Origin of the sequence: Rhodobium gokarnense (assembly GCF_025961475.1) — a bacterium.
GTDB lineage: Bacteria > Pseudomonadota > Alphaproteobacteria > Rhizobiales > Rhodobiaceae > Rhodobium > Rhodobium gokarnense.
In genome coordinates, this window is the sequence record NZ_JAOQNS010000003.1 from 471,319 (window position 1) to 491,744 (window position 20,426).

Consider the following 20,426-nt stretch of genomic DNA (forward strand, 5'->3'; position numbering starts at 1 on the left):
TTTTGAGTGGAATCCGTCAAGCTGGACGACAGCGACATTCGCATCCTGCGCCGGATTGCCGGCGACGGGCGCATCTCCGTCCAGGCCCTCGGCGACGCCGTCGGCCTCAGCCCGACGCCGGTGGCCCGGCGCCTGAAGCGGCTCGAGGAGGCCGGCGTCATCACCGGCTATGCGGCACTGATCGACGAGGCGGCGCTCGGCTTCGAGACGTCCGTCTTCGTCTCGGTCAAGCTCGACAAGCAGATCGACGACGCGCTCTCCACCTTCGAGGGCGCGATCGCGGCCTTTCCGGAGGTCGTCGACTGCTGGCTGATGACGGGGAATCGGGACTACCTGATGCGCGTCGTCGTGCGCAACATGGCCGACTTCGAGAAATTCCTCGTCGGCCGGCTGACGCGGGTGCAGGGCGTCGCCTCGATTGAATCGTCGATCCCGCTCAGGCGCGTCAAATCCGCCGGCGCCCGGACGCCGTAGGCGGCCCCGGCACCGGCGGGGAACCTTGGGTCTTAGGCCGCTTTCTGGATCAGCGGATAGGAGCGCTTGACGGTGACGGCGACGATGCCGACGAGGGCCGCCTTGAGGAGGTCGCCCGGGATGAACGCCGCCGAGCCGATCGCCGCCTTGGTCAGCGAGATCTCCGCCCAGAAGGCAACCCAGGGAATGCCGAGGGCGTAGACGACGCCGATGCCGCCGATGACGGCATAGGTGAAGGACGACAGGAAGTTGAGCTTGCGCCAGCCGAATTCATGCAGCATGCCGGTGACGAAGGCAGCGCCGATCCAACCGACGAGGAAACCGGCCGTCGGCCCCGCAAAGACGCCGAGCCCGCCGCGTCCGCCGGAAAGGATCGGCAGCCCGACCGCGACCAGCCCGACCACCAGCAGCATGGAGAGCGCGCCGCGCTTGCCGCCGAGGATCGCACCGGCCAGCATCGGTCCCATCGACTGCGCCGAGATCGGCACGCCGCCGAGGATCGGCACGGCAATCGGCGGGAACAACGCCAGGGCTGCGGTCAGGGCCGCGAAGAGGGCGATATAGACGATGTCTCGGGTGCTGATGCTGTCAGGCATTGTTTTCTTGTCTCCGTGGATACGACGCGCGCCCGCACCCGGTCGTCCGGGGGGTCGTCGCCGTCATAGAGGGATCGGGCTTCGATGGCATCGGCGACGTCGGCCGCCATCTTCAGGGTACGGATGATGAGCGGCAGGGCAAGGGCAATCGGATTGCGGCCGAGGCCGCGCGCCGCCTGGGCCTCGCGGATCTGCCGGGCCTGGTCGGAAATGACCGGGATGAAGCGCAGCGCCAGCGAGAAGGCGAGCCCGACCTTGGCCGGGTTGACGCCGAATCGCCGGAACGGGGAAAGCATCCGCTCGATGGTCTCGATCAGCACCTCGGTCGGCGTCGTCAGCGTGATCAGCGCGGCCATCAGAACGAGGATCGCGATCCTGAGCACGATGAGCGCGCCGAGCGCCCAGGACTCCATCAGTCCCTGGGCGACGAAGAGGATGACGAACAGCCACATCAGCGGCCGGAGCTGGCGCAGCATTTCCCGCGGCCCGTATCCGGCCACGAGATAGAGCAGCAGCACGGGCGCCAGCGCGGCGGCCATCACCCGCCAGTCGCCGATGAGAACCAGCCCGGTCCCGCTCACCGCCAGCGCCAGCAGCTTGACGCCGGGCGCCAGGCGGTGAAGCGGGGACCGGGGGCGGCCGGAGTCACGGCCGTGTTCGGGGGCGGCGATCATTTCATCCGCCTCACATAGTCGGAAAGCGCGCGGCAGGGCTCGTCGTCGGCGACGACGCGCCCCCCGTCGAACACCAGCACACGCTCGAAACGGTCGAGCAGCGCCAGGTCGTGGGTGACGACGACCGCGGTCTGCTGCAGGCCGTCGATGACGCCGGAGACCATGCGCGCATTGCGCAGGTCGAGGAGCGTCGTCGGCTCGTCGAAGACGACGCAGTCGGGCTGCAGGATAAGGACGCCGGCAAGCGCCAGAAGCTGTTTCTGGCCGCCGGAAAGGGAATGGGCCGACTGGTGGCGCACATGGGACAGGCCGTAGCGCTCAAGCACGGTCTCGACCAGCGAGGCGCGCACGTCGCGCGGCAGCTTCAGGCCCTTGAGGCCGAAGGCCACGTCCTCTTCCACCGTCGGGAAAACGATCTGATTGTCGGGATTCTGGAACACGAAGCCGACCTTGCGGCGCACCGCCTTGCCGGCCTTTGCCGTGTCCAGGCCGTCGATGACGACCTTGCCGGCGGTCGGCAAGAGCAGCCCGTTGAGCAGTCGCGCAAAGGTGCTCTTGCCGGATCCGTTGGCCCCGACGATGCCGATCCGCCGCTCGGTGAGAACGAGATCGATACCGCTGAGGACCTCCGCGTCGCCATAGGCGTGACGGACCGATTGGATCTCGATCCGGGTCGCCTCGAACGGCGCGTCAGGGCCGTGTCCCTCGGAAGTATGCAACCGTGCGTTCGGTGCGCCAACACTTGAAAAAGCCATTTTGCTGGTCCACTTTTCGTACGGTTGCATTGGTTCGAATGTCCGGTTTGTGCTCGTTGCAGGAGTTTAACCAAACAGGGCGACGAGAACCATGTAGCCAATCGAAGGCACTACAAGGCAACCAAAGCCGGTGTAGAAGGTCGCGGTCATGGCACCATACGGGACGAGCCTCGGATCGGTTGCCGCCAATCCGGCTGCGGTGCCACTCGTGGTACCCATGAGCCCGCCATAGACCGCGGCCGCTGCCGGGTTGTCGAGACCGGCCGTCTTGGCCAGGAACGGCGTCAGGATCATGACCGAGATCGACTTCACGACACCCGCGGCGACGGAGAGCGCGATCACTTCCGAGGAAGCGCCGAGCGCCGTGCCGGTGACCGGGCCGACGATGAAGGTGGCCGCGCCACCGCCGATGGTGGCCATGTCGACCGGGCTGGTGTAGCCGAAGGCATAGGCGGTCATGGCGCCGATGATCGTCGAAAGGATCATCGAGATGACCAGAGCCAGGGCACCCGGAAGGCCGGCCTTCTTCAGTTCTTCCATCTTCACGCCGAACGCCGTGCTGACGATGGCGAAGTCACGCAGCATGCTGCCGCCCATCAGGCCGATGCCCGCGAACAGCGGAACGTCGGAGATGCCGTGCTTCTCACCGGTGACCGTGCCACCGATATAGGCCAGCACCAGACCGCAGACGATGGCGATTGCCGAACCGTGGATGCGGTTGTTGGTCAGCCTGGCGACCTTGTAGGACGCCCACATGATGATGCCGACGACGACGAAGGCCGTGATCAGCGGATATTTGGTCAGTGCTGTAGAGAGGATGTCCAACATCTTACTTCGCTCCCTTGGGCGCTTTGGCCTCAGCCGGGTTGTCGTCATCTTCCAGGGTCGACTTCGGGCTCAGCGCCGTAATCGGGCGGATGAGCAGGAAGCCCGCGAAAACCGCGCCGAGACCGGCGATGAACGCCAGCGCGCCGGCGTTGACGGCCGCAACGACGTTCTGCCGGGCCGCCATGGCCACGACGATCGGGATGTACATCGCGCTCCAGAACAGGATGCCGTCCTGGGCCAGCTTGGAGAGCTGGTCCTTGTCCATCAGCTTGCGGGAGATAATGACGAGCAGCACCATCGCGATGCCGACACCGCCGACATTGGCGTTGATACCGACCAGATGGCCGAGCAGATAGCCCAGGAAAGTACCCACAATCATGCAGCCGCCCATGAGGGCCACACCATAGATCACCATTTCACTTCCTCCTTCCTTGGGAAGAGTGGAGGAGCCGGAGAATTCCGCTCCTCCTCTTTTGTCGATCCTATTCGATGGTCATGATCACGCCGCCGGGCTTCAGGCGGTCGCCGGGCTTGGCGGCGATCGACTTGACGGTTCCGTCAACCGGAGACGGCGTGTTGTTCTTCATCTTCATCGCCTCGACGACGGCCAGGTTCTGGCCCTTCGTCACGGTCGCGCCTTCCTCGACTTCGAGGGAGACAACGACCGACGGCATTTTGACTTTCACATCCATTGAGTGACTCCTTTTGTTGCTAAGCTGGATGTTGTTTCTGTGAAAGAGACTTCTGAAAAGGTCTCATCAGAAAATTTATTACGGTCAATAAGTTCCACTCCTGAAATGGACTTCGCCAGGAGAACTTCTGCATCCGACATATACTCGGAAAGCTTGACGCCGCAGCGTCCTTGCATATCGATTTCGGCGTCGATGGCCGTTCCGGTCCGGACCTTGAGATCGCAGATCTCCTGCCAGAACCACTGAAGCTGCTGGGCCGTCCCGGCCTGCACCAGGACGTCGAGGTCGGAGTCCGGCCGGACATAGTCGAGACCGGTGACGACCTGCATGGCGGCCGAGCCGATGAGGCCGAGCGTGATGCCGGCGGCCGCGGCGACCTTGCGCAAGTCGATGAGCACCGGATGGACGACGCGGGGGCTGGCGCCGGCGCGCTCCATGACTTCGTAGGGCGTGACGTAGCTCTCGATCTGGTCCGCGCACACCGGGACGGCCGAGCGCACGCGCTCCTCGCCGATGCGGAACGGGAAGGAGAACCCGATCTGGCCGCCGTCCTCGGGGCAGGCCTGTGTCGGCCGGCAGACGATGCCGGGGATGGCGTCGGCCAGGAACGCCTGCTTGACCCGGTGCGCGATCGCGGGGCCGCGCATCGGCTCCGGCAGGCCGGCAACCATCGCCGTGACCAGCTCCTTGCGGGCCGCTGCGGTCGGATAGGCAAGAACGTGGCGACGGTCGAGCATCTCTATCGCCTCTTGATCCAGGTCGGGTCGGTCTTGGCCGAGCGCTGCACCTCGACCTGCGCCTGCACGAGGACGTCGAACAGGCGGGTCGATTGCGGGCCTTCGATGACGATGGGCGGAACGACGTCCGCATTGGGATCGACGATCCCCGGGACGAGTTCCAGGCGGGTCGCCGGTGCGCCGGTCTGAAGCTGCGGCGAGACCTTCACGACGCGGCTCTTGGTGCGCAGGATCGTGCGCGAGGCCTTGTCGACGGTCGAGCCGGTGCTCATCGGCGTCGCCGTGACGAAGACCTCGTATTCCGGATGGGTCCGCTCGCGGCGATAGGTGATGATGTGGCCGTCGCGGTTGCAGACATGGCCCGACGGCGAGACGACGAAGCTGTCGCCCATCGGCAGGCCGCCGACGACCAGTTCCTGGTAGGGCTCGCCGAGCGGCGACGGCACCATGGTGATGTCGTCGCGCAGAGGCACGCCATCCAGCGTCAGCCAGCCGAATTCCTGGCAGCCGTAAAGGTCGTGCACCTTGTAGCCGAAGGCGTCGGCGATCGGCAGCAGTTCCTCGTCGAGCGGGGTGCCGGCGACGAGGAGCACGCAGTAGCGCGGCATTTCTTCCTTCAGCCCCAGCGACACGGCCTGCTCCAGGCTGGCGCGCAGGAACGAGGATTCGCCGAGGATGATGTCCGGATTGCGGTTGCAGGCGGCGATGATCAGCGCATCGCGGCTGGACCGCTCCAGGAAGGTCCATTCGACCTCCGAGGCGGTCAGCGCCTGGGCCGAGAAGACATTGACGAGGGGAGGATAAGTGACAAGCATCCGCGTCCCCCCCTCGCAATCGAGCCGTTTGAAGACGGCACGGGTGACGTCGGCGCGCCCGGGAAGTTCCGCGTGGGTGACGCCGACGATGTTCTGGAAAGCCGAAGAGCCGGTGGTGAAGGTCAGATAGGCAAGGTTGAAGGGCGTGTGGATCTCTTCGATGACATGCGCCGCCGTCGGGCCGGCGATGCCCTTGTCGCCGAGGGAACGCCTCGGCATTTCGGCAAGGGTCGGCATGCCGGTGAAAAGGTCCTGCGCGTCTTCAAGGGCTTTCAATGCATCTGACATTTCAACTCTCCCTTCGGCTTTCCTCGTTCGGGCAGCGCCGGGGTTAGCGGGCGGGGGCGTATTTGTCGGCGACCGCCTCGAACTCCTTGTTCATCACGTCCATCACCTTCGGCCGGAGCGCGCGGCCGCCGCGTTCGGCACCGAGGGCACCGCGGCCCCACGGGCCGAGCGTGTCCTGCTTGCCTTCCGCCTTGGCTTTGCGGATGGACGCGATGTGCTCGATGATGGCCGGCCGCATGCCTTCCACCTTGTCGACCAGCGTCTCGACGCCGCCGAGGGTGTGGAAGAAGCGCGGGCCCGATGCGAACACCGGGTTGTCCTTGGACAGCTCTTCCAGGACTTCCAGGTCCTTGCGGATGATGCGCGAGACCGAGGTCAGCGGCATCACGTGGATGATGGTGCCGAAATTGGCATCGAGCGACAGGATATTGTCGGCCTGCAGGCCGTGGCACAGGAAGGCGCCGGAGACCGCCCGGCCGATTACCATGGCGACGATCGGATGGCCGGCGAGCCGGGCCTCGGCGAGCGCCAGCTGGTAGGCGCCCGTCGACTTGTTCATGCCGAAGATTTCCTCGACCTTGCCGGGGCCGTTGCCCGGGGTGTCGACGATGAGGACCAGGGCCCGCTTTTCGTCCAGCGGCTTGTCCTTGTCGGCTTCCATCGAGGCATAGACGGACTGGGCCATCTTGTAGCCCTCCTCCATGCCGATGACGCCGGCATAGACGACCGGGAACCGTTCGTTGAACGACATGCCGTCGCTGGCGATGATGGTGACTTCCTTGCCGTCGAGCTTGGCCGTGCCGACCGCGGCGCCGGGGCCGTAGTCGTCATCGGCGATGGTCTTGCCACCGACGGTGTTTTCTTCAAAGGTGCCCGGATCGACGATCATCTCGATCGCCTCCCGGCCCTTGCCCATCATGGTTTCTTGCGCTTCCATGACTGTCTCCTGAAATTGACTTGTTGAACGTGCCTAGACCTGAAGGCGCTTGACCTGGCCGAGGAAGGCCGCCAGCGGCATGTCGGTCAGCGAGGCCGGGTTGTCGTTGCCGGCCTTGGCCCAAACGTCGCGGGCGTCCTGCGGATGCATTTCTGCGGCAAGAGCGACGCCGCGGATCTGCCGTTCAACGGTTTCGGGCGAGCCGACCCGGCGCATCTCTTCAAAGTCCGCGACCGGCAGCGGGGCGAGGTCGGCGACCTTCTCGCGGAACGCCGCGATGGTGTCGGCGACCAGGAAGTTGGCGTCCCCGATGATGTATTTGTGCCGTCCGCCGGTGGTGCGGAAGACGAGGGCGCGGTCGGAGCTGTCGAACTCCTCCTTGCCCATCTCCTGCTCGATGACTTCCGGACCGGTGAGGCCGAGGCGACCGAACTCGCTCATGATGATGACGTCCGTCGCCGCGGCGACGAAGCCCATGCCGCCGAAGCAGCCGACCTTGGAGCCGATGAGGGAGATCACCGGAACCTTGCCGCGGGCCTTCTGGAACAGGTCCATGACCTCGGCGTGGGCGAGCAGGCCGGCATTGGATTCGTGCAGCCGCACGCCGCCGGTCTCGAACGAGATCACCACGATCGGCTTTTCCTCGTCGGAAAGGTCCGGATAGTCGGCGACCAGCTTGTCGTGGAAGTCGATGGCCAGCTTGATGGTGTTGGCCATCTTGGCGCCGCTGACCTCGCCGATCGAGCCGCCGATGAAGCGACCTTCCTGGGAGACCACGAAGACCGGGGTCTTGCCGATCTTGCCGACGCCGCAGACGATGCCGTCGTCGAATTCCACGGCATCGCCGAGCAGCACCAGGTGCGGGCTCGACAGCCGGTCGAACGGGCCGGCCAGCTCGGTGAACGTGCCGTCGTCTACGATGCCGAGGGCGCGCTCGCGCGCATTCGACTCGAGGAAGCTGTGCTCCTGCAGATCATTCCATTTGGACATGATGAACCTCCTTAGTCCGTCGTTGCCTGGCTAAAGGCCTGACGCAGGCGCAGAAGCACGACGGCCGGCGTAGCGTTGTTGTCGTTGATCTCGATCCGGGTGTCGGAAAGGGCCGTCTCGCTGACGAATTTTTCCAGGACCCGCTTCCACAGATCGTCGAAGCCGGTGACCGGGGTGACGATGCGTACCGAGACGCCGCCTTCCAGGTCCTTCGGTTCCATCAACACTTCCATGTCGCTCGACCCGACGACGCCGGTATGGGTCGGCACGTCGATCTTCATGGTTCCGGTGTTGAGCTTGATGTCGAATTCAACTGTGTGAAGTGCCATGACCTCAGATCTCCATTACCAGTTGCGGAAGCGCGAGGGCGGGTTGTAGAGACCGTTCGACCAGGTCACGAGGTCCTTCACGCTCTTGGCGGCGAGCATCGCGCGGGTGGCCCGCGACGGGTCGACGCCGAGGTCGTCCGGGGTCTTGACGATGTTGGCTTCGCGCAGCCGCTTCGTTTCTTCCGGCTTGGCCTGCAAGCCGATGTCGGTGTAGCCGGCAACCGCGCGGATGGCCGCCATGCGGCTGTCCAGATCCGGGCACCGGTTGAGGTAGGCGATGCCTTCCTCGGTGACGATGTGGGTGAGGTCGTCGCCGTAGATCATCACCGGCGGCAGGTCGAGATTGGCGTTCTCGGCCAGCTTCCAGGCGTCGAGCTTGTCGACGAACACCGGCTGGCGTCCCTCGCCGAAGGTCTCGACGCCCTGCACCACCAGGCGCTTGCCGCGCGGCATGGTGCCGAGCTGCTGGTCGAGGCTCGGCAGTTCCTGGCCGCACTTCAGCCAGGCACCGGTCGAGTGACGCCGGCCCTTGGCATCGCAGCCCATGTTCGGGGCACCGCCGAAGCCGGCGACGCGGCTGGCGGTCGCGGTCGACGAGTTGCCGTATTTGTCGATCTGCAGCGTGCCGCCGATGAACATGTCGAGGGCGTAGTGGCCGGCGGTCTGGGCGAAGGCGCGGTTGGAGCGCAGCGTGCCGTCCGGGCCGATGAAGAAGACGTCCGGGCGCGAGGCCACATACTCTTCCATGCCCAATTCACCGCCGAAGCAGTGGATGGTGTCGACCCAGTCCGTCTCGATCGCCGGGATCATCGTCGGATGCGGGTTGAGGATCATGTGGGTGCAGACCTTGCCCTTCAGCCCCAGCTCCTCGCCATAGGTCGGCAGCAGCAGCTCGATCGCCGAGGTCAGGAAGCCGATGCCGTGGTTCATGCTGGTGACGCCGTACTCGGCGTAGATGCCCTTCAGGCACAGCATGGCCAGCAGGATCTGGTTGTCGGTGATGAGGCCCGGGTCGCGGGTGAACAGCGGTTCCACGAAGAACGGCTTGGGAGACTGGATGACCGCGTCGACCCAGTCGCCGGGGATATCGACCCGCGGCAGTTCGTCGACGATCTCGTTGACCTGGGCAACGACGATGCCCTGGCGGAACTTGGTCGCCTCGACGATGGTCGGCGTGTCTTCGGTGTTGAAGCCGGTGTAGAGGTTGCCGTTGCGGTCGGCCTTGAAGGCGCAGATCAGCGAGACCCGCGGCGTCAGGTCGAGGAAGTAGCGGCCGAACAGCTCCAGATAGGTGTGGATGGCGCCGAGCTGCAGCTTGCCTTCGGATATGAACTTCGCGACACGGCCGGCCTGCGGGCCGCCGAAGGCGAAGTCGAGCTTCTTGGCGATGCCGTTCTCGAACAGGTCGAGATGGGATGCCAGCGGCACCGCCGACTGGACCATGTGCAGGTCGTGGATCTTCGAGCGGTCGACCTTGTTGAGGCTCTCCGCCAGGAAGTCCGCCTGCTTCTGGTTGTTGCCTTCGATGTTGACGATATCGCCAGCGCGGATCACAGCTTCCAGCAGCGCTACCGTATTTTCTGAGCTGACTTCCTTGCCGGCCCCGAATAGCGGGGCGGCTGCTTCCAGCCGCGCTGCCGTATCCGCGGCGCGCTGGTTCCGTTTTTTGCGGGTTTCATCGTTGGACATTTGCGCCATTTACCTCCTAAAGAACGGGGTGTTCTTTACTTTCAGTTTCGCGTCTTCTCGGAAGCGACCGATGAAGAACACGTCTCGCCAAAAATGTAGTTGTGAATGCTTCCCTCTTCGGTGCGAATGCTAAGGCTGCCGTCATCGCCGAGCGCGATCGCCGTGCCCGAGCGCCGCTCCTGCGGCGTCGTCACGATGATCGGGCGCCCGAGCGTGCACGAGCGGCGGATCCAGTCCCGCCGGATCGGCTGGAACCCATCGCGCTCCCACTGAGCGAGACGGTGCTCGAGCCGATCCAGCAGAAGACCGAGGACTGTCTGACGGTCGACGGCGCGCTTCGCTTCGGCCTCGATGGAGGTCGCGATGGAGCGCAGGCCGTCGGGAAATTGGTCCGGCGTCTGGCTGACATTGATGCCGATGCCGGCGATGATGTGGTCGACGTCGCCGTCCGGCGTCGTCACGAGTTCGCAGAGAATGCCGCAGAGCTTGCGTTCGCCGACCATGATGTCGTTCGGCCATTTGATCTCGGCGGCAACGCCGGACGCCGCTTCGATGGCGTCGGCAACGGCGACCGCGATCACCAGAGTTGCCTGCGACATGCATTCGATAGAGATCCGGGGCCGCAACAGGACCGACAGGCTGAGGCCGGTTCCGGGAGCCGAGTACCAGACCCGCTCCTCCTTGCCGCGGCCGGCCGTCTGGTGGTCGGCGACGACCACCGTTCCGGCCTCCGCCCGCCTCCCGGCCAGGTTGGCCAGGAGGCGGTTCGTGGAGTCGACCTCCGGCAGGTAGAAGACCACGCGACCGATCCGACCGTCCTGCCGTTCGAGCCTAGAGAGGCGGGGGAGGGAGCGACGGCATTCGGGCACAGGATGGGAGGAAGACATCGGTGCTGGCCTTCTACCTGGGGAGCTCTACTGCACGAGGCCGATCGTCGAGGCGAAGACGCCGACGGCGATCGCGGAGACGATGACGCCACAGATCGAGGCGCCCATCGCGAGCGGCATGATCATCGCGTAGGGGCTGGCGGCGAACGCCTCGCGCTGCGCGATCTTGGCGGTGGAGGGCATGCAGGAGACGCCCGCAATGCCGATCACCGGGTTGTAGTTGCCCTTCGACAGCCACCACACCAGCCAGCCGCCGCCGATGCCGCCGAGGGCGGACACGGCAAGCGCCGTGATGCCGAGGACGACGAGGAGACCGACGCGCGGGTCGAGCAGGGTGCCGGCTTCGCACAGGACGCCGAGGACCAGGCCCAGGAACAGGGTCGAGCCGTAGGTGATGGTGTGCTCAAGCAGCTTCTGGTAGGGCTCGATCTCCGCTTCCTTGATGGCGACGCCGAGGAAGAAGGACAGGATCAGCGGGGTCGCGACCGGCAGCAGCAGGCACAGCAGGCCAGCGGCGACGCAGGTGAAGATGAACTTGGCCTTCAGCGACACGTCCGGGAAGTCGAAGTCGACCTCGATCCCGCGATATTCTTCCTTGATCAGCCAGCGCACGATGTACGGATAGCCGGCATAGGTCAGCGACAGGTAGAGATAGGCGATGATCGAGATCGGGACGAACAGCTCCTTGGCCATGATCAGCGAGCCGAACAGGACCATCGGGCCGTCGGCGCCGCCGATCGTGCCGACGGCGGCCGCCTGCGACGGGGTCAGGCCCATATAGTAGCCGATGACCAGCGTCACGAAGGTGCCGAGCTCCGCGCACACCGCCACGGTGATCGAGGCCCAGGGCCGTGCCAGGATGAACGAGATGTCCGCCATCGTGCCGATGCCCATGAACAACAGGCACGCGACCAGCGAGTTGACGAAGGTGAAGTTGTAGATCGGCTGCAGGAAGTTGATCTGCATGATGTCGATCAGCGCGTTCGGCTCCGAGACCATCGGCGCGATCACGAGGGTGCCGATCTTGCCGGCTTCCAGCACCATGACGCCGGCGTTCACCGCCATCATGCCGAGGCCCATGGGGACCATGATCAGCGGTTCGAGCGTGCGCTTGAAGCCGAGATAGGCAAGGCAGAAGCCGAGGCCGATGAAGGCGATGCGGGCGATCGCGATGACCGGATCCTGGATGAAGAGGGTCCCGATGCCGGGAAAGATACTGAAGAGTTGCTCAAACATCTTGGTTCATCCCGTCATGCATCGGAAGGTGTGGAGAGGAATTTGGAAATTCCGACGATGACCGCGATAACAAGAAACGCGATCGCTGCAGTAATCAGATACGCTAACCCTGCGTAGACTATGATGTTCATGTCGACCTCAAAGGGCTGGAGCGCCGTCGGGCGTGTGGACGACGGCTATCGGTGACGGCAGATGCCCGCCGAGGAGGGCATCGACGCCGACGGTGATGGCCAGCAGATCGGCTGATCCGCCGGGACTGATGTTGCGGGCGATGCATTCGGCATCGAGCGCGGCGATGGCGGCCATGCCCTCGTCACTCATCGCCCCGCCGAGATCGAGGATGCGGCGTGCCGCCTCCCGGACGAAGTCGAGTGCCGAGAGGCCACCGCGCCACAGGACGGTGGTGTCTTCGGTCGTCGACATCAGCGAAATCAATGTGTGGAGGAGCAGGGTCGGCAGGGATGCGGCCCGTTCCCGGGCCGATCGCAGCGCCGGAAGGCCGGCGGCGCGGACAGTTGGAAAGCCCGCTTCGACCTCTCCGCGGATGCCGAGGACACCGTACCGGCGAAAGAGTTTCTCGCCGGCCGTCTTGGGGTCCTCATCGCCCAGCGTTCCGAGTTCGCGTTGGCAAAGCCCTTGGGTCATGGATGCCGTCAGGTCGAACAGCTCGTCCGCGTCGGCAAGTGGCCGATCGCGCATCACCAGTCCCGCGACACCCGACAGGATGCCGGCCGAGAACAGCAGTCCACGCTGGGTATTGATCCCGTTCGTCGCCGCCAGGAGACGCCGCTCGTAGCGTGACCCGATCCCGCGGATGACGGGAAGCAGCGCCTGTTCGGCACCGAAATGGGCCAGCCCGGCTTGCGCGCACTGATAGAGGCAGGGCGCGATCGCCGCCGACGAGACCATGAAGGTCTGCAGGTTCATGTCCCGATGGGCGCCGTTGGAACGCGGCGTCACGAGACCCGGCTTGGGATGCGTGGAGAGTTCGAGGAGAGTTCCGGTGAGAAACGCGCTACCGATGAACCAGGCGGCCGATTCCGGCCAAACATCAGGGGTCTGGTCCAGACCGATATGCCGTACAGCGTGATTCATGGGTTGATGCCCGAACCATTGATGGCGGAACGCTGCGGTCGCAGCGTCGCGCCACGGCGGAGCTTCCAGTCGGTCGTGCGCAAAGGCACGGGCCGGTCGGAAAGACCGTCATGGGTTCACCAGCACGAAAGCACTGAATCACGTGGTGTCGAAGGTTGTAGGACCACGTCGTCAGGAGGATCCGACGACTATCGTCCCTCACTAGATCACACGCCCTGCAAGCAGAGCTAGGTATCGCTGCGGTGGCATTTCCGAGGCGGTCAACCCCGTAGCGATGCGACATTAGTAGTACAGACTTTGGCCGCAGTCCAGCCCGGACATTGCGATGCGTCAATCCACCCCAGAGGCACCCGTCTAATCCTTAGATTCCAATCACTTGAACCGATATATGCATACTTCATAAATAACGAAGGAAAATGAAACCGATTGCATCGGCGGGTTTCCGCCAAACCCTTTTCAAGGCCAAAAACGGGCCTGGGTCTTGGTCGTCACCAGGGGCCGGCGAGGCCCCCGTTTCGGGCGTGAATTTCCGGCGGGATATCAACGGATTCCAGGCCGCATCGGACGGTGTCCGGCGGCCCGGCGCGTGCAGTGCAGCACCGACCTAGAGATGCATGACCCCGAAGCCCATCCGCTCGTGGTTGGTTTCCGGATGGAAGGCCGACTCGCCATGCGCCGCAATCGCGATCCAGCGGCCGTCGCTGACCATGGCAATCTTGAGCTTCATGCTGGATTCCGCCGCCACATGGGAACTGACGCCGTTGAGGCATTCCAGGCCGGCGTGGATGACGCCGTGGATCTCGTTGGAGCGATGCCGGATGACCTTGCTCTGCAGGGCGCAGGCGACCAGCGACTTGATGAAGCTCTTGACGACGTCTGTCCGAATCCCGCTGACGAACGTGACGCCGATCCTGAGGTGGGTGTTTTGGTATATGTAATCCTTGAATAGATCTTCTTCTTCACGACTGCTGATTGCAGCCATGATCGCAACTTTACCGATGCGGTCAGGGTTGATATCCATTTTTCATGTTCTTTCCTGGTACCCTCCCTCGCCTTTGTCTTGGTTTTTGTTATGTCTGTCCCCCAAAGGCGGCGCACAAAATAGTCCGAGCCTCAGCCATTAACAAGCCAATGGTTCAACTTTTATCTAGGGTACCGGCACCGCACGCGACAGACGTGAACTCCGGCCGGCCGCCGGGGCCGACGCCTTCGTCGCGACCGCTGAATCGCCGGAAAGTTTCTAGCCGGTTGTTTTGACGCGTCTTCTCACCCGAGCCGCACCGCCGCGACGGCGAAAGCGGAATGCCGCTTTTCGCCGCCGCCGGTTTTCGGTTCGCGGATACGGCCTCGCCGTCGCCGGGGTGTGCGGTCAGCCCACCTTGTAGGCTTCCACGGCCGTCTTCAGCCGCGCCGCGACGCCGCCGAGGTCCTCGGCCGCCGTCTTGACGGAGCGGGCCCCGCCGAGGCTGGCGGTCGCTTCGCTCTGCAGGAGCCGGGCATGTTCCGTGGACCGTTCCGCGCTGTCGGAGACGTCATGGGCGAATTCGGCGATGCGCCCGACATTGGCGACGATGCCCTCGACGCCGCCGAGCACGGCATTGACCTGTCCGGTCACATCCGCGGTGCGCCGCGCCGCTTCGCCGGCCTCGTCCACATGGGACCGTGCCGCATCGGCGATCGTGCCCATGGTTGCGTTCATCACCTCGATGATCTCGCGCACCTCGTCGATAGAGAGCCGCGCCCGGTCGGAGCCGGACCGCATCGTCTCGACGCGCGAGCGGATCTCCTCCGTCGCCGTCTGGGTCTGGTGGGCGAGCGCCTTGACCTCGCTGGCGACGATGGCAAAGCCGCGGCCCGCCTCCCCGGCCCGCGCGGCCTCGATGGTGGCGTTGAGGGCAAGGAGGTTGGTCTGCGAGGACACGGCATCGATCAGCGAGACCATCTCCTCGATCTGGCTCGACATTTCGACGAGGCTGTTCATGGTCGTCTGGGCGCTGTCGGCGAGGCTGTTGGCCTTGGCCGCCACCTCGCGCGCCTCGCCGGCCGAGCCGGAAATTTCCCGCACCGACCCGGCAAGGGCACCGATGGTGTCCGCCACGGCCCTTATGTCGTCCGACATCGCCCGCGTCGCGCTGGCGACCCGGCCGGACTCCACCCGCATCTCCTCGGTGATCGCCACCACATTGGTGGTGCGGCCGGCGAGCGCCGTCGACTGGTCCGACATCGAGGTGGTGCCGTCGGTGACCTTTTCCGCGCCGTCGACGAAGCCGTGCGAGACCCCGGCGAGTGACCGGGAGGTCTCCGTCACGGCGTTCGCCTGGCGGGAAATGTCGGCGACCAGCACCTGGATCTCGTCGAGGAACGGATTGAGGATCTGGGCGATCTCGGCCGTCTCGTCGCCGGTCGTGTCGTCGAGCCGATGGGTCAGGTCGCGGTCGACCCGGGTCATCTTGTGGAGCACTTCCTGCAGCGCGCCGGTGCCGAGGCTGGCGCCGTGCTCGGCCGCGTTGAGGCCCTGGATTTCCTCCTCCGCGGAGACCCTGAGGCCCATCGTCATGTCGACGGCCTTGAACACCAGGAAGGCGAAGGTGAAGGACCAGGCGAAACAGGCGGCAATGCCTTCGAGCTGCACCAGGATCTGCGCCATCCGCCCGCCCGGAACGAGATAGGCGTCGAGCGCAAAGACGGCGGCGAACAGCGTACCGAGCGCGCCGCCAACGCCGTGCACCGCGACCGCGCCGACGACGTCGTCCAGCTTCAGGATGCGCAAGATGGCTTCTTCCGCGAGCAGCACCAGCACCGCGGTGAGTGCGCCGATCGCCATCGCGCCATGGGCATCGACCACGGCGCAGCCGGCGGTGATGCCGACAAGGCCGGCGAGCATGCCGTTGATGGAACGCGCGGGGATGTAGTTGCCGTCGTGCCAGCGCCCGAGAACGAGGCCGACGACGCCGCCGGTCGCCGCGGCAATCACCGTGTTGGCGACGATGCGCGCGATGTCGGTCGAGGCCGCCGTCGTCGAGCCGCCGTTGAAGCCGATCCAGCCGACCAGCAGGATGAGGGCGCCCGATGCGGTCAGCACCATGGAGTGGCCGTGGATGGTGCGCGGCTTGCCGGTCTCGTCGAAGCGCCCGAGCCGGGCGCCCAGCACGATGATGCCGGCAAGGCCGGTCCAGCCGCCGACCGAATGGACGACCGTGGAGCCGGCGAAATCGATGAAGCCGGCGGCAGCCAGCCACGGCGCGTTGTCGGTGATCAGGAGATTGCCCCAGGCCCAATGGCCGAACACCGGATAGATGACCAGCGCCACGACGCCGGTCATCGCCAGATAGCCGGAGAACTTCATCCGTTCCGCGACCGCGCCGGAGACGATCGTCGCCGCGGTGCCGACGAAGACCGCCTGGAACACGAAGAAGGTGTAGGTCCAGGCGTCGAGCCCCTCGAAGAAGGCGACCGTCGTCGGCATGCCGACGAAGCCGATCGACGGCCCGAACATGACGGAAAAGCCAATCAGGTAGAACAGCGCGACGGAGAGGAAGAAATCGGTGACGTTCTTCTGGGCGACGTTGATCGCGTTCTTGGACCGCACCATGCCGGCTTCCAGGAACAGGAAGCCGATCTGCATGAGGAGCACGAGGGCCGCCGCCGTCAGCGTCCAGACATGGTTGGCGTTGGTCTGCTGGACTTCCAGCGCGGCCTCCAGCGCCGCCACCCTTGCCGCCAGACCGTCCGGCTCCGCCGCCAGGACGCCGCCACCGGCAAACAACAGGACTGAAATAGCACTGAGGAAAATCCGCATCGGTCGCACCGGAAAAAAGATCAAGGAAGGTATTGGACCGAAGTAATGATTTCTCGTGGAATGGTTTACAAATCGTTCCCGGACTATGCGATGATCGTATCATTATTTCCGGTATATTTTTACCGCAACGGTCACGGCCCGCCGCAACGCGCCGGACAGCACAGCTCTCTCCCGGCCGCAATCCGCAGCGGCCGGGCGTAAACTCTTGCGGACAGTCTCGAATTCCCGTGACGACGCCGCCCCCAGTGGGGCCAGCGAGCCGCCCTACTTCACGGGCTGGCGCACGATCAGCACGGAGGTGTGGGCGTGCCGGACCACATAGGCGGCGACGGAGCCGAGGAAGTAGTCGGCGAGCCCCGGGTCGTGGGACGACATCAGGATGAGGTCGGGTTTCAGCTCCGCGGCGACGTCGAGGATCTCGCGGCCGGCATGGCCGTCGCGCACCACCGTCTGGAAGTCGCGAAGCCCCTCGCCCATGGCGAGCGAGGACAGGGTATTGGCCGTATCGTCCCGCGTCCGCCCGACCAGTTCGCCGGGCAGTTCGGCGGTGATGTAGGCCGGGATCTGCGGCATCACGTTGAGGATCACGCAGCGTGCCTCGCCGAGATTGAGCGTCTGGCGGGCAAAGCGCAGCGCCGCCTTTGCGGCGTCCATCTGCGAAATGTCGACGGGAATGAGGATTGTCTTTGTCATCGTTATCTCCCCTTTTCTGCGGGGGCCAGTTTGCCGCGCCGCGGCGCTCTTGCCAATCATGGTCCCGCGAATATCCGGGGACAGGCGGTCTGGCCGTCCTCAAGGATTGACCTGTAGTCGGCGCGCGCCGTCTTCAATGGGACATGTGGAAGCGGGAGTTCTTTTCGCCAAGGCGCCGCAGCAGTTTCAGGGCTTCCACGACGAGCACAAGCGAGACGGCAAGCAGCGCCACCAGCGCCCAGTTCTCCCAGGAGATCGGCGCCACCTGCAACACGTCGGCAAGGACCGGCACGTGCATCACCGCGATGTGCAGCCCCTGCGCCCCGACGATCGCAAGGATCAGGAACGGGTTGGCCGCAAAGGGCACGGAGAGGATGGAGCGGGTCTCGGACCGCGCATTGAGGGCGTGGACGTTTTCAAACAGCACCATCAGCAGGAGCAGCAGGTTGCGCGCCTCGAATTCGCCGACACCCCACGACAGCAGGACGGCATAGAAACCGAAGGCGATGCCGCCCATGACGACGCCGGAGACCGCCACCTGGGTGATCATGCGTTTCTCGAACAGCCGCTCGCCCGGCGGCCGCGGCTTGCGTTTCAACACACCCGGCTCGCCGCGCTCGAAGGCGAGCGCCACATCCTGGATGCCGTTGGTGACGAGGTTGAGCCAGAGGAGCTGCACGGCAAAGAGTGGCGGCGGCAGGCCGGCGAGGATGGCAAAGAGGAAGAGGACGATCTCGCCAAGGCCGGTGGTGATGAGGAGGAAGACCAGCTTGCGCACATTGTCGTAGGCGATGCGGCCTTCCTCCACCCCGGCGACGATCGAGGCGAAATTGTCGTCGGCAAGGACGAGGTCCGACGCCTCGCGCGCCGCATCGGTGCCGCCGCGGCCCATGGCAACGCCGATGTCGCCGGCCGACAGCGCCGGCGCATCGTTGACCCCGTCGCCGCTGACCGCCACCACGTGGCCGCCGCGCTGCAGCGCCTTGACGATGGCGAGTTTTTGCACCGGCTCGATGCGGGCAAAGACCCGCGTCCGGTTGACCAGCGCGTCGAAGTCCGCGCCGCCGTCGCCGCATGCGGCAAGCTGGCGGCCGGTGATCACCTCGCCCGCCTCGGAGGCGATGCCAAGGTCGCGGGCGATCGCCAGCGCCGTTGCCGGGTGATCGCCGGTGATCATGCGCACGTCGATGCCGGCCTCCCGGCAGGCGGTAACGGCCGCCGGCACCTCCGGGCGCACCGGATCGATCAACCCGACGAGGCCCAGGAAAGTGAGGCCGCGCAGCGCCGCGCGACCGCCATGTTCGGCGCCTTCCGCCGGCACCGTGCCGCCGGCAACGGCGAGCACCCGGTAGCCATCCGCGGCCATCCTGTCGGCCGCCGCAAGCGCCGCATCCGTGTCGACGCCGGCACACATGGCAAGCACGACCTCCGCCGCGCCCTTGACGTGGACGACGGCCTCGTCGTTCGCCGCTCCTTGCGTGAAGATCGCGCCGTAGCGCTGCTGTGGCTCGTAAGGAATCAGCGTCAGTTCCGGCCTCTCCGCCGCAAGGTCCGCCCGGCAAAGCCCGAGTTTTTCGGCAAGCACCAGGAAGGCGACATCGACCGTGTCGCCGACCACCTCTGTCTTTTCGTCCGCGATGCTGAGGCTCGCCTCATTGCAAAGCGCGCCGGCGGCTGCAAGCTCCCGAAGCCCGGCGCGCTCGGCCTCGCTCAGATCTCGTACGCCCGCACCATCCGCGACATCGACAGTCCCATCGAGGGAAAACCCTTCGCCGCCGATGCGCAGCACCGGTCCTGGCATGCCGCCCGCAAAGAGCTGCACCCGTTTGACCGTCAGTTCGTTGCAGGTGAGCGTCCCGGTCTTGTCGCTGGCGATCAGCGTGCAGGAGCCGAGCCCTTCGACGGCGGGCAGCGCCCGGACGATGACGTTGCGCTTTGCCATCCGCCCGGTGGCGATCGCCAGCGCGATGGTGATGGCCACCGGCAGGCCCTCCGGGATCGCCGCCACGGCGAGCGCGACGGCAACGAGGAACACCGTGACCAGCGGCAGGCCCTGCAGGAACTGCACCGTGCCGATGACGGCAATAAGGACGAGGGTCGCAACGCCGATGACGTCGCCGAAGCGCTTCAGGCCGGCGACCAGCGGCGGCGCCGGCATGTCGCCGGCTTCCAGTGCCGCCGCGATGCGGCCGATCTCCGTTTGCATCCCCGTTGCCGTGACGACGCCGGTGACCCGGCCGGACAGGACCGTCGCGCCGGCAAACAGCATGTTGCGCCGGTCGCCGAGCGGTGCGCTGTCCCGCGCCATGGCCTCCGGCGTCTTATCCACCGGCGTCGATTCTCCGGTGAGGAGGGATTCGTCGACGCTGAGTTCGGTGAGCGAAAAGATGCGCAGGTCCGCCGGCACCGACGTCCCCGACTCCAGCCGCACGATGTCGCCGGGCACGAGATCGGCGGCATCGACGCGCACCCGCCGGCCGACGCGCACCACCTCGGCGACGTTCTGGACGAGATGGCGAAGGGCATCGGCGCTCGCCTCGGCCCGCGCCTCCTGCACCCCGCCGATCACCGCGTTCATCTGGATGACGACGAAGATGAAGATCGCATCGGCCCATTCGGCGACCGCGACCGAGACGACGGTGGCCGCAAGCAGCAGATAGATCAGCGGGTTCTTGAACTGGCGCAGATAGACAACGAGGAGCGGCGTGCGGCCCTTCTGCGGCAGGGTGTTGGCCCCGAAGGCCGCGCGCCGTGCCGCCACTTCATCGGCATGGAGCCCGGAGGGCCGCGTCTGCAAAAGCTCCAGAACCTCGCGCCGCGGCAGCATGTGCCAGACCTTTCCGGCGACCGTTTCCGGCGTCGGCGGATCATGGTTTTCGGAGCTGTCGGCAGACCCCTGGTGCGCGGTCATG

At 65.4% G+C, this 20,426-nt stretch carries 20 protein-coding genes; 1 reads left to right on the forward strand and 19 read right to left on the reverse strand.

Translation table 11 applies throughout. The features are described 5' to 3' along the window. The first annotated feature begins 6 nt into the window (after positions 1-6). Positions 7-474 (forward strand): Lrp/AsnC family transcriptional regulator, encoded by a 468-nt coding sequence (locus M2319_RS07385; protein ID WP_264600801.1) that lies wholly within the window; start codon positions 7-9, stop codon positions 472-474. Positions 475-506: 32 nt separating this feature from the next. On the opposite strand, the gene M2319_RS07390 is transcribed toward M2319_RS07385, so the two are convergent. From M2319_RS07390 to M2319_RS07480, 19 genes are all read right to left on the reverse strand, one after another. Next, on the reverse strand, positions 507-1,058 hold the full coding sequence (locus M2319_RS07390) for a biotin transporter BioY (protein ID WP_264600871.1): 552 nt from the start codon (positions 1,056-1,058) through the stop codon (positions 507-509). Then, complete coding sequence (locus M2319_RS07395) at positions 1,013-1,744, reverse strand: energy-coupling factor transporter transmembrane component T family protein (protein WP_264600802.1); 732 nt, start codon at positions 1,742-1,744, stop codon at positions 1,013-1,015. Before M2319_RS07395 ends, M2319_RS07390 begins: the two co-directional genes overlap by 46 nt. After that, positions 1,741-2,463, reverse strand: coding sequence for an energy-coupling factor ABC transporter ATP-binding protein (locus tag M2319_RS07400; RefSeq protein WP_406682079.1), 723 nt, complete (start codon positions 2,461-2,463; stop codon positions 1,741-1,743). The genes M2319_RS07395 and M2319_RS07400 overlap by 4 nt, the downstream gene beginning before the upstream one ends. A gap of 102 nt (positions 2,464-2,565) precedes the next feature. Beyond that, complete coding sequence (gene madM, locus M2319_RS07405; protein WP_264600803.1) at positions 2,566-3,327, reverse strand: malonate transporter subunit MadM; 762 nt, start codon at positions 3,325-3,327, stop codon at positions 2,566-2,568. 1 nt (position 3,328) lies between these two features. Further along, positions 3,329-3,742 (reverse strand): malonate transporter subunit MadL, encoded by a 414-nt coding sequence (madL, locus tag M2319_RS07410; RefSeq protein ID WP_264600804.1) that lies wholly within the window; start codon positions 3,740-3,742, stop codon positions 3,329-3,331. Between the two features lie 67 nt (positions 3,743-3,809). Next, positions 3,810-4,001 carry a biotin/lipoyl-containing protein gene (locus M2319_RS07415; RefSeq protein ID WP_264600805.1) on the reverse strand — a complete coding sequence of 64 codons (192 nt, stop codon included), beginning with the start codon at positions 3,999-4,001 and terminating at the stop codon, positions 3,810-3,812. Positions 4,002-4,009: 8 nt separating this feature from the next. After that, positions 4,010-4,756 carry a malonate decarboxylase holo-[acyl-carrier-protein] synthase gene (mdcG, locus tag M2319_RS07420; protein WP_264600806.1) on the reverse strand — a complete coding sequence of 249 codons (747 nt, stop codon included), beginning with the start codon at positions 4,754-4,756 and terminating at the stop codon, positions 4,010-4,012. A gap of 2 nt (positions 4,757-4,758) precedes the next feature. Beyond that, positions 4,759-5,859 carry an acyl carrier protein gene (locus M2319_RS07425; RefSeq protein WP_264600807.1) on the reverse strand — a complete coding sequence of 367 codons (1,101 nt, stop codon included), beginning with the start codon at positions 5,857-5,859 and terminating at the stop codon, positions 4,759-4,761. A gap of 43 nt (positions 5,860-5,902) precedes the next feature. Beyond that, positions 5,903-6,796, reverse strand: a complete 894-nt coding sequence (mdcE, locus tag M2319_RS07430) for a biotin-independent malonate decarboxylase subunit gamma (RefSeq protein ID WP_264600808.1) — start codon at positions 6,794-6,796, stop codon at positions 5,903-5,905. Positions 6,797-6,829: 33 nt separating this feature from the next. After that, complete coding sequence (locus M2319_RS07435) at positions 6,830-7,786, reverse strand: biotin-independent malonate decarboxylase subunit beta (RefSeq protein WP_264600809.1); 957 nt, start codon at positions 7,784-7,786, stop codon at positions 6,830-6,832. An 11-nt stretch (positions 7,787-7,797) separates the two neighbouring features. Continuing rightward, complete coding sequence (gene mdcC / locus M2319_RS07440; RefSeq protein ID WP_264600810.1) at positions 7,798-8,115, reverse strand: malonate decarboxylase acyl carrier protein; 318 nt, start codon at positions 8,113-8,115, stop codon at positions 7,798-7,800. A 15-nt stretch (positions 8,116-8,130) separates the two neighbouring features. Then, a complete protein-coding gene (mdcA, locus tag M2319_RS07445) occupies positions 8,131-9,804 on the reverse strand; it encodes a malonate decarboxylase subunit alpha (RefSeq protein WP_264600811.1) in 1,674 nt (557 codons plus the stop codon). A 41-nt stretch (positions 9,805-9,845) separates the two neighbouring features. Beyond that, positions 9,846-10,604, reverse strand: coding sequence for a biotin--[acetyl-CoA-carboxylase] ligase (locus M2319_RS07450; protein ID WP_264600812.1), 759 nt, complete (start codon positions 10,602-10,604; stop codon positions 9,846-9,848). Positions 10,605-10,718: 114 nt separating this feature from the next. Beyond that, positions 10,719-11,927 carry a Na+-transporting malonate decarboxylase, carboxybiotin decarboxylase subunit gene (gene madB / locus M2319_RS07455; protein WP_264600813.1) on the reverse strand — a complete coding sequence of 403 codons (1,209 nt, stop codon included), beginning with the start codon at positions 11,925-11,927 and terminating at the stop codon, positions 10,719-10,721. 138 nt (positions 11,928-12,065) lie between these two features. Then, positions 12,066-13,022 carry a triphosphoribosyl-dephospho-CoA synthase MdcB gene (mdcB, locus tag M2319_RS07460; protein ID WP_264600814.1) on the reverse strand — a complete coding sequence of 319 codons (957 nt, stop codon included), beginning with the start codon at positions 13,020-13,022 and terminating at the stop codon, positions 12,066-12,068. A 604-nt stretch (positions 13,023-13,626) separates the two neighbouring features. Beyond that, on the reverse strand, positions 13,627-14,043 hold the full coding sequence (locus M2319_RS07465) for a HutP family protein (protein WP_264600815.1): 417 nt from the start codon (positions 14,041-14,043) through the stop codon (positions 13,627-13,629). 348 nt (positions 14,044-14,391) lie between these two features. Next, positions 14,392-16,821: an ammonium transporter gene (gene amt, locus M2319_RS07470; RefSeq protein ID WP_264600816.1), complete on the reverse strand. Its 2,430-nt coding sequence runs from the start codon at positions 16,819-16,821 to the stop codon at positions 14,392-14,394. A gap of 264 nt (positions 16,822-17,085) precedes the next feature. After that, positions 17,086-17,514: a universal stress protein gene (locus M2319_RS07475; RefSeq protein ID WP_264600817.1), complete on the reverse strand. Its 429-nt coding sequence runs from the start codon at positions 17,512-17,514 to the stop codon at positions 17,086-17,088. 133 nt (positions 17,515-17,647) lie between these two features. Further along, positions 17,648-20,425, reverse strand: coding sequence for a cation-translocating P-type ATPase (locus tag M2319_RS07480; RefSeq protein ID WP_264600818.1), 2,778 nt, complete (start codon positions 20,423-20,425; stop codon positions 17,648-17,650). Position 20,426 lies beyond the last annotated feature (1 nt).

Excerpts from the sequence above, each read along its gene's own strand:
- M2319_RS07395 (WP_264600802.1), bottom strand. The coding sequence starts at position 1,744 with ATGATCGCCGCCCCCGAACACGGCCGTGACTCCGGCCGCCCCCGGTCC.
- madM (WP_264600803.1), bottom strand. The coding sequence starts at position 3,327 with ATGTTGGACATCCTCTCTACAGCACTGACCAAATATCCGCTGATCACG.
- madL (WP_264600804.1), bottom strand. The coding sequence starts at position 3,742 with ATGGTGATCTATGGTGTGGCCCTCATGGGCGGCTGCATGATTGTGGGT.
- M2319_RS07415 (WP_264600805.1), bottom strand. The coding sequence starts at position 4,001 with ATGCCGTCGGTCGTTGTCTCCCTCGAAGTCGAGGAAGGCGCGACCGTG.
- mdcG (WP_264600806.1), bottom strand. The coding sequence starts at position 4,756 with ATGCTCGACCGTCGCCACGTTCTTGCCTATCCGACCGCAGCGGCCCGC.
- M2319_RS07425 (WP_264600807.1), bottom strand. The coding sequence starts at position 5,859 with ATGTCAGATGCATTGAAAGCCCTTGAAGACGCGCAGGACCTTTTCACC.
- mdcE (WP_264600808.1), bottom strand. The coding sequence starts at position 6,796 with ATGGAAGCGCAAGAAACCATGATGGGCAAGGGCCGGGAGGCGATCGAG.
- M2319_RS07435 (WP_264600809.1), bottom strand. The coding sequence starts at position 7,786 with ATGTCCAAATGGAATGATCTGCAGGAGCACAGCTTCCTCGAGTCGAAT.
- mdcC (WP_264600810.1), bottom strand. The coding sequence starts at position 8,115 with ATGGCACTTCACACAGTTGAATTCGACATCAAGCTCAACACCGGAACC.
- mdcA (WP_264600811.1), bottom strand. The coding sequence starts at position 9,804 with ATGTCCAACGATGAAACCCGCAAAAAACGGAACCAGCGCGCCGCGGAT.
- madB (WP_264600813.1), bottom strand. The coding sequence starts at position 11,927 with ATGTTTGAGCAACTCTTCAGTATCTTTCCCGGCATCGGGACCCTCTTC.
- mdcB (WP_264600814.1), bottom strand. The coding sequence starts at position 13,022 with ATGAATCACGCTGTACGGCATATCGGTCTGGACCAGACCCCTGATGTT.
- M2319_RS07465 (WP_264600815.1), bottom strand. The coding sequence starts at position 14,043 with ATGGATATCAACCCTGACCGCATCGGTAAAGTTGCGATCATGGCTGCA.
- amt (WP_264600816.1), bottom strand. The coding sequence starts at position 16,821 with ATGCGGATTTTCCTCAGTGCTATTTCAGTCCTGTTGTTTGCCGGTGGC.
- M2319_RS07475 (WP_264600817.1), bottom strand. The coding sequence starts at position 17,514 with ATGACAAAGACAATCCTCATTCCCGTCGACATTTCGCAGATGGACGCC.
- M2319_RS07480 (WP_264600818.1), bottom strand. The coding sequence starts at position 20,425 with ATGACCGCGCACCAGGGGTCTGCCGACAGCTCCGAAAACCATGATCCG.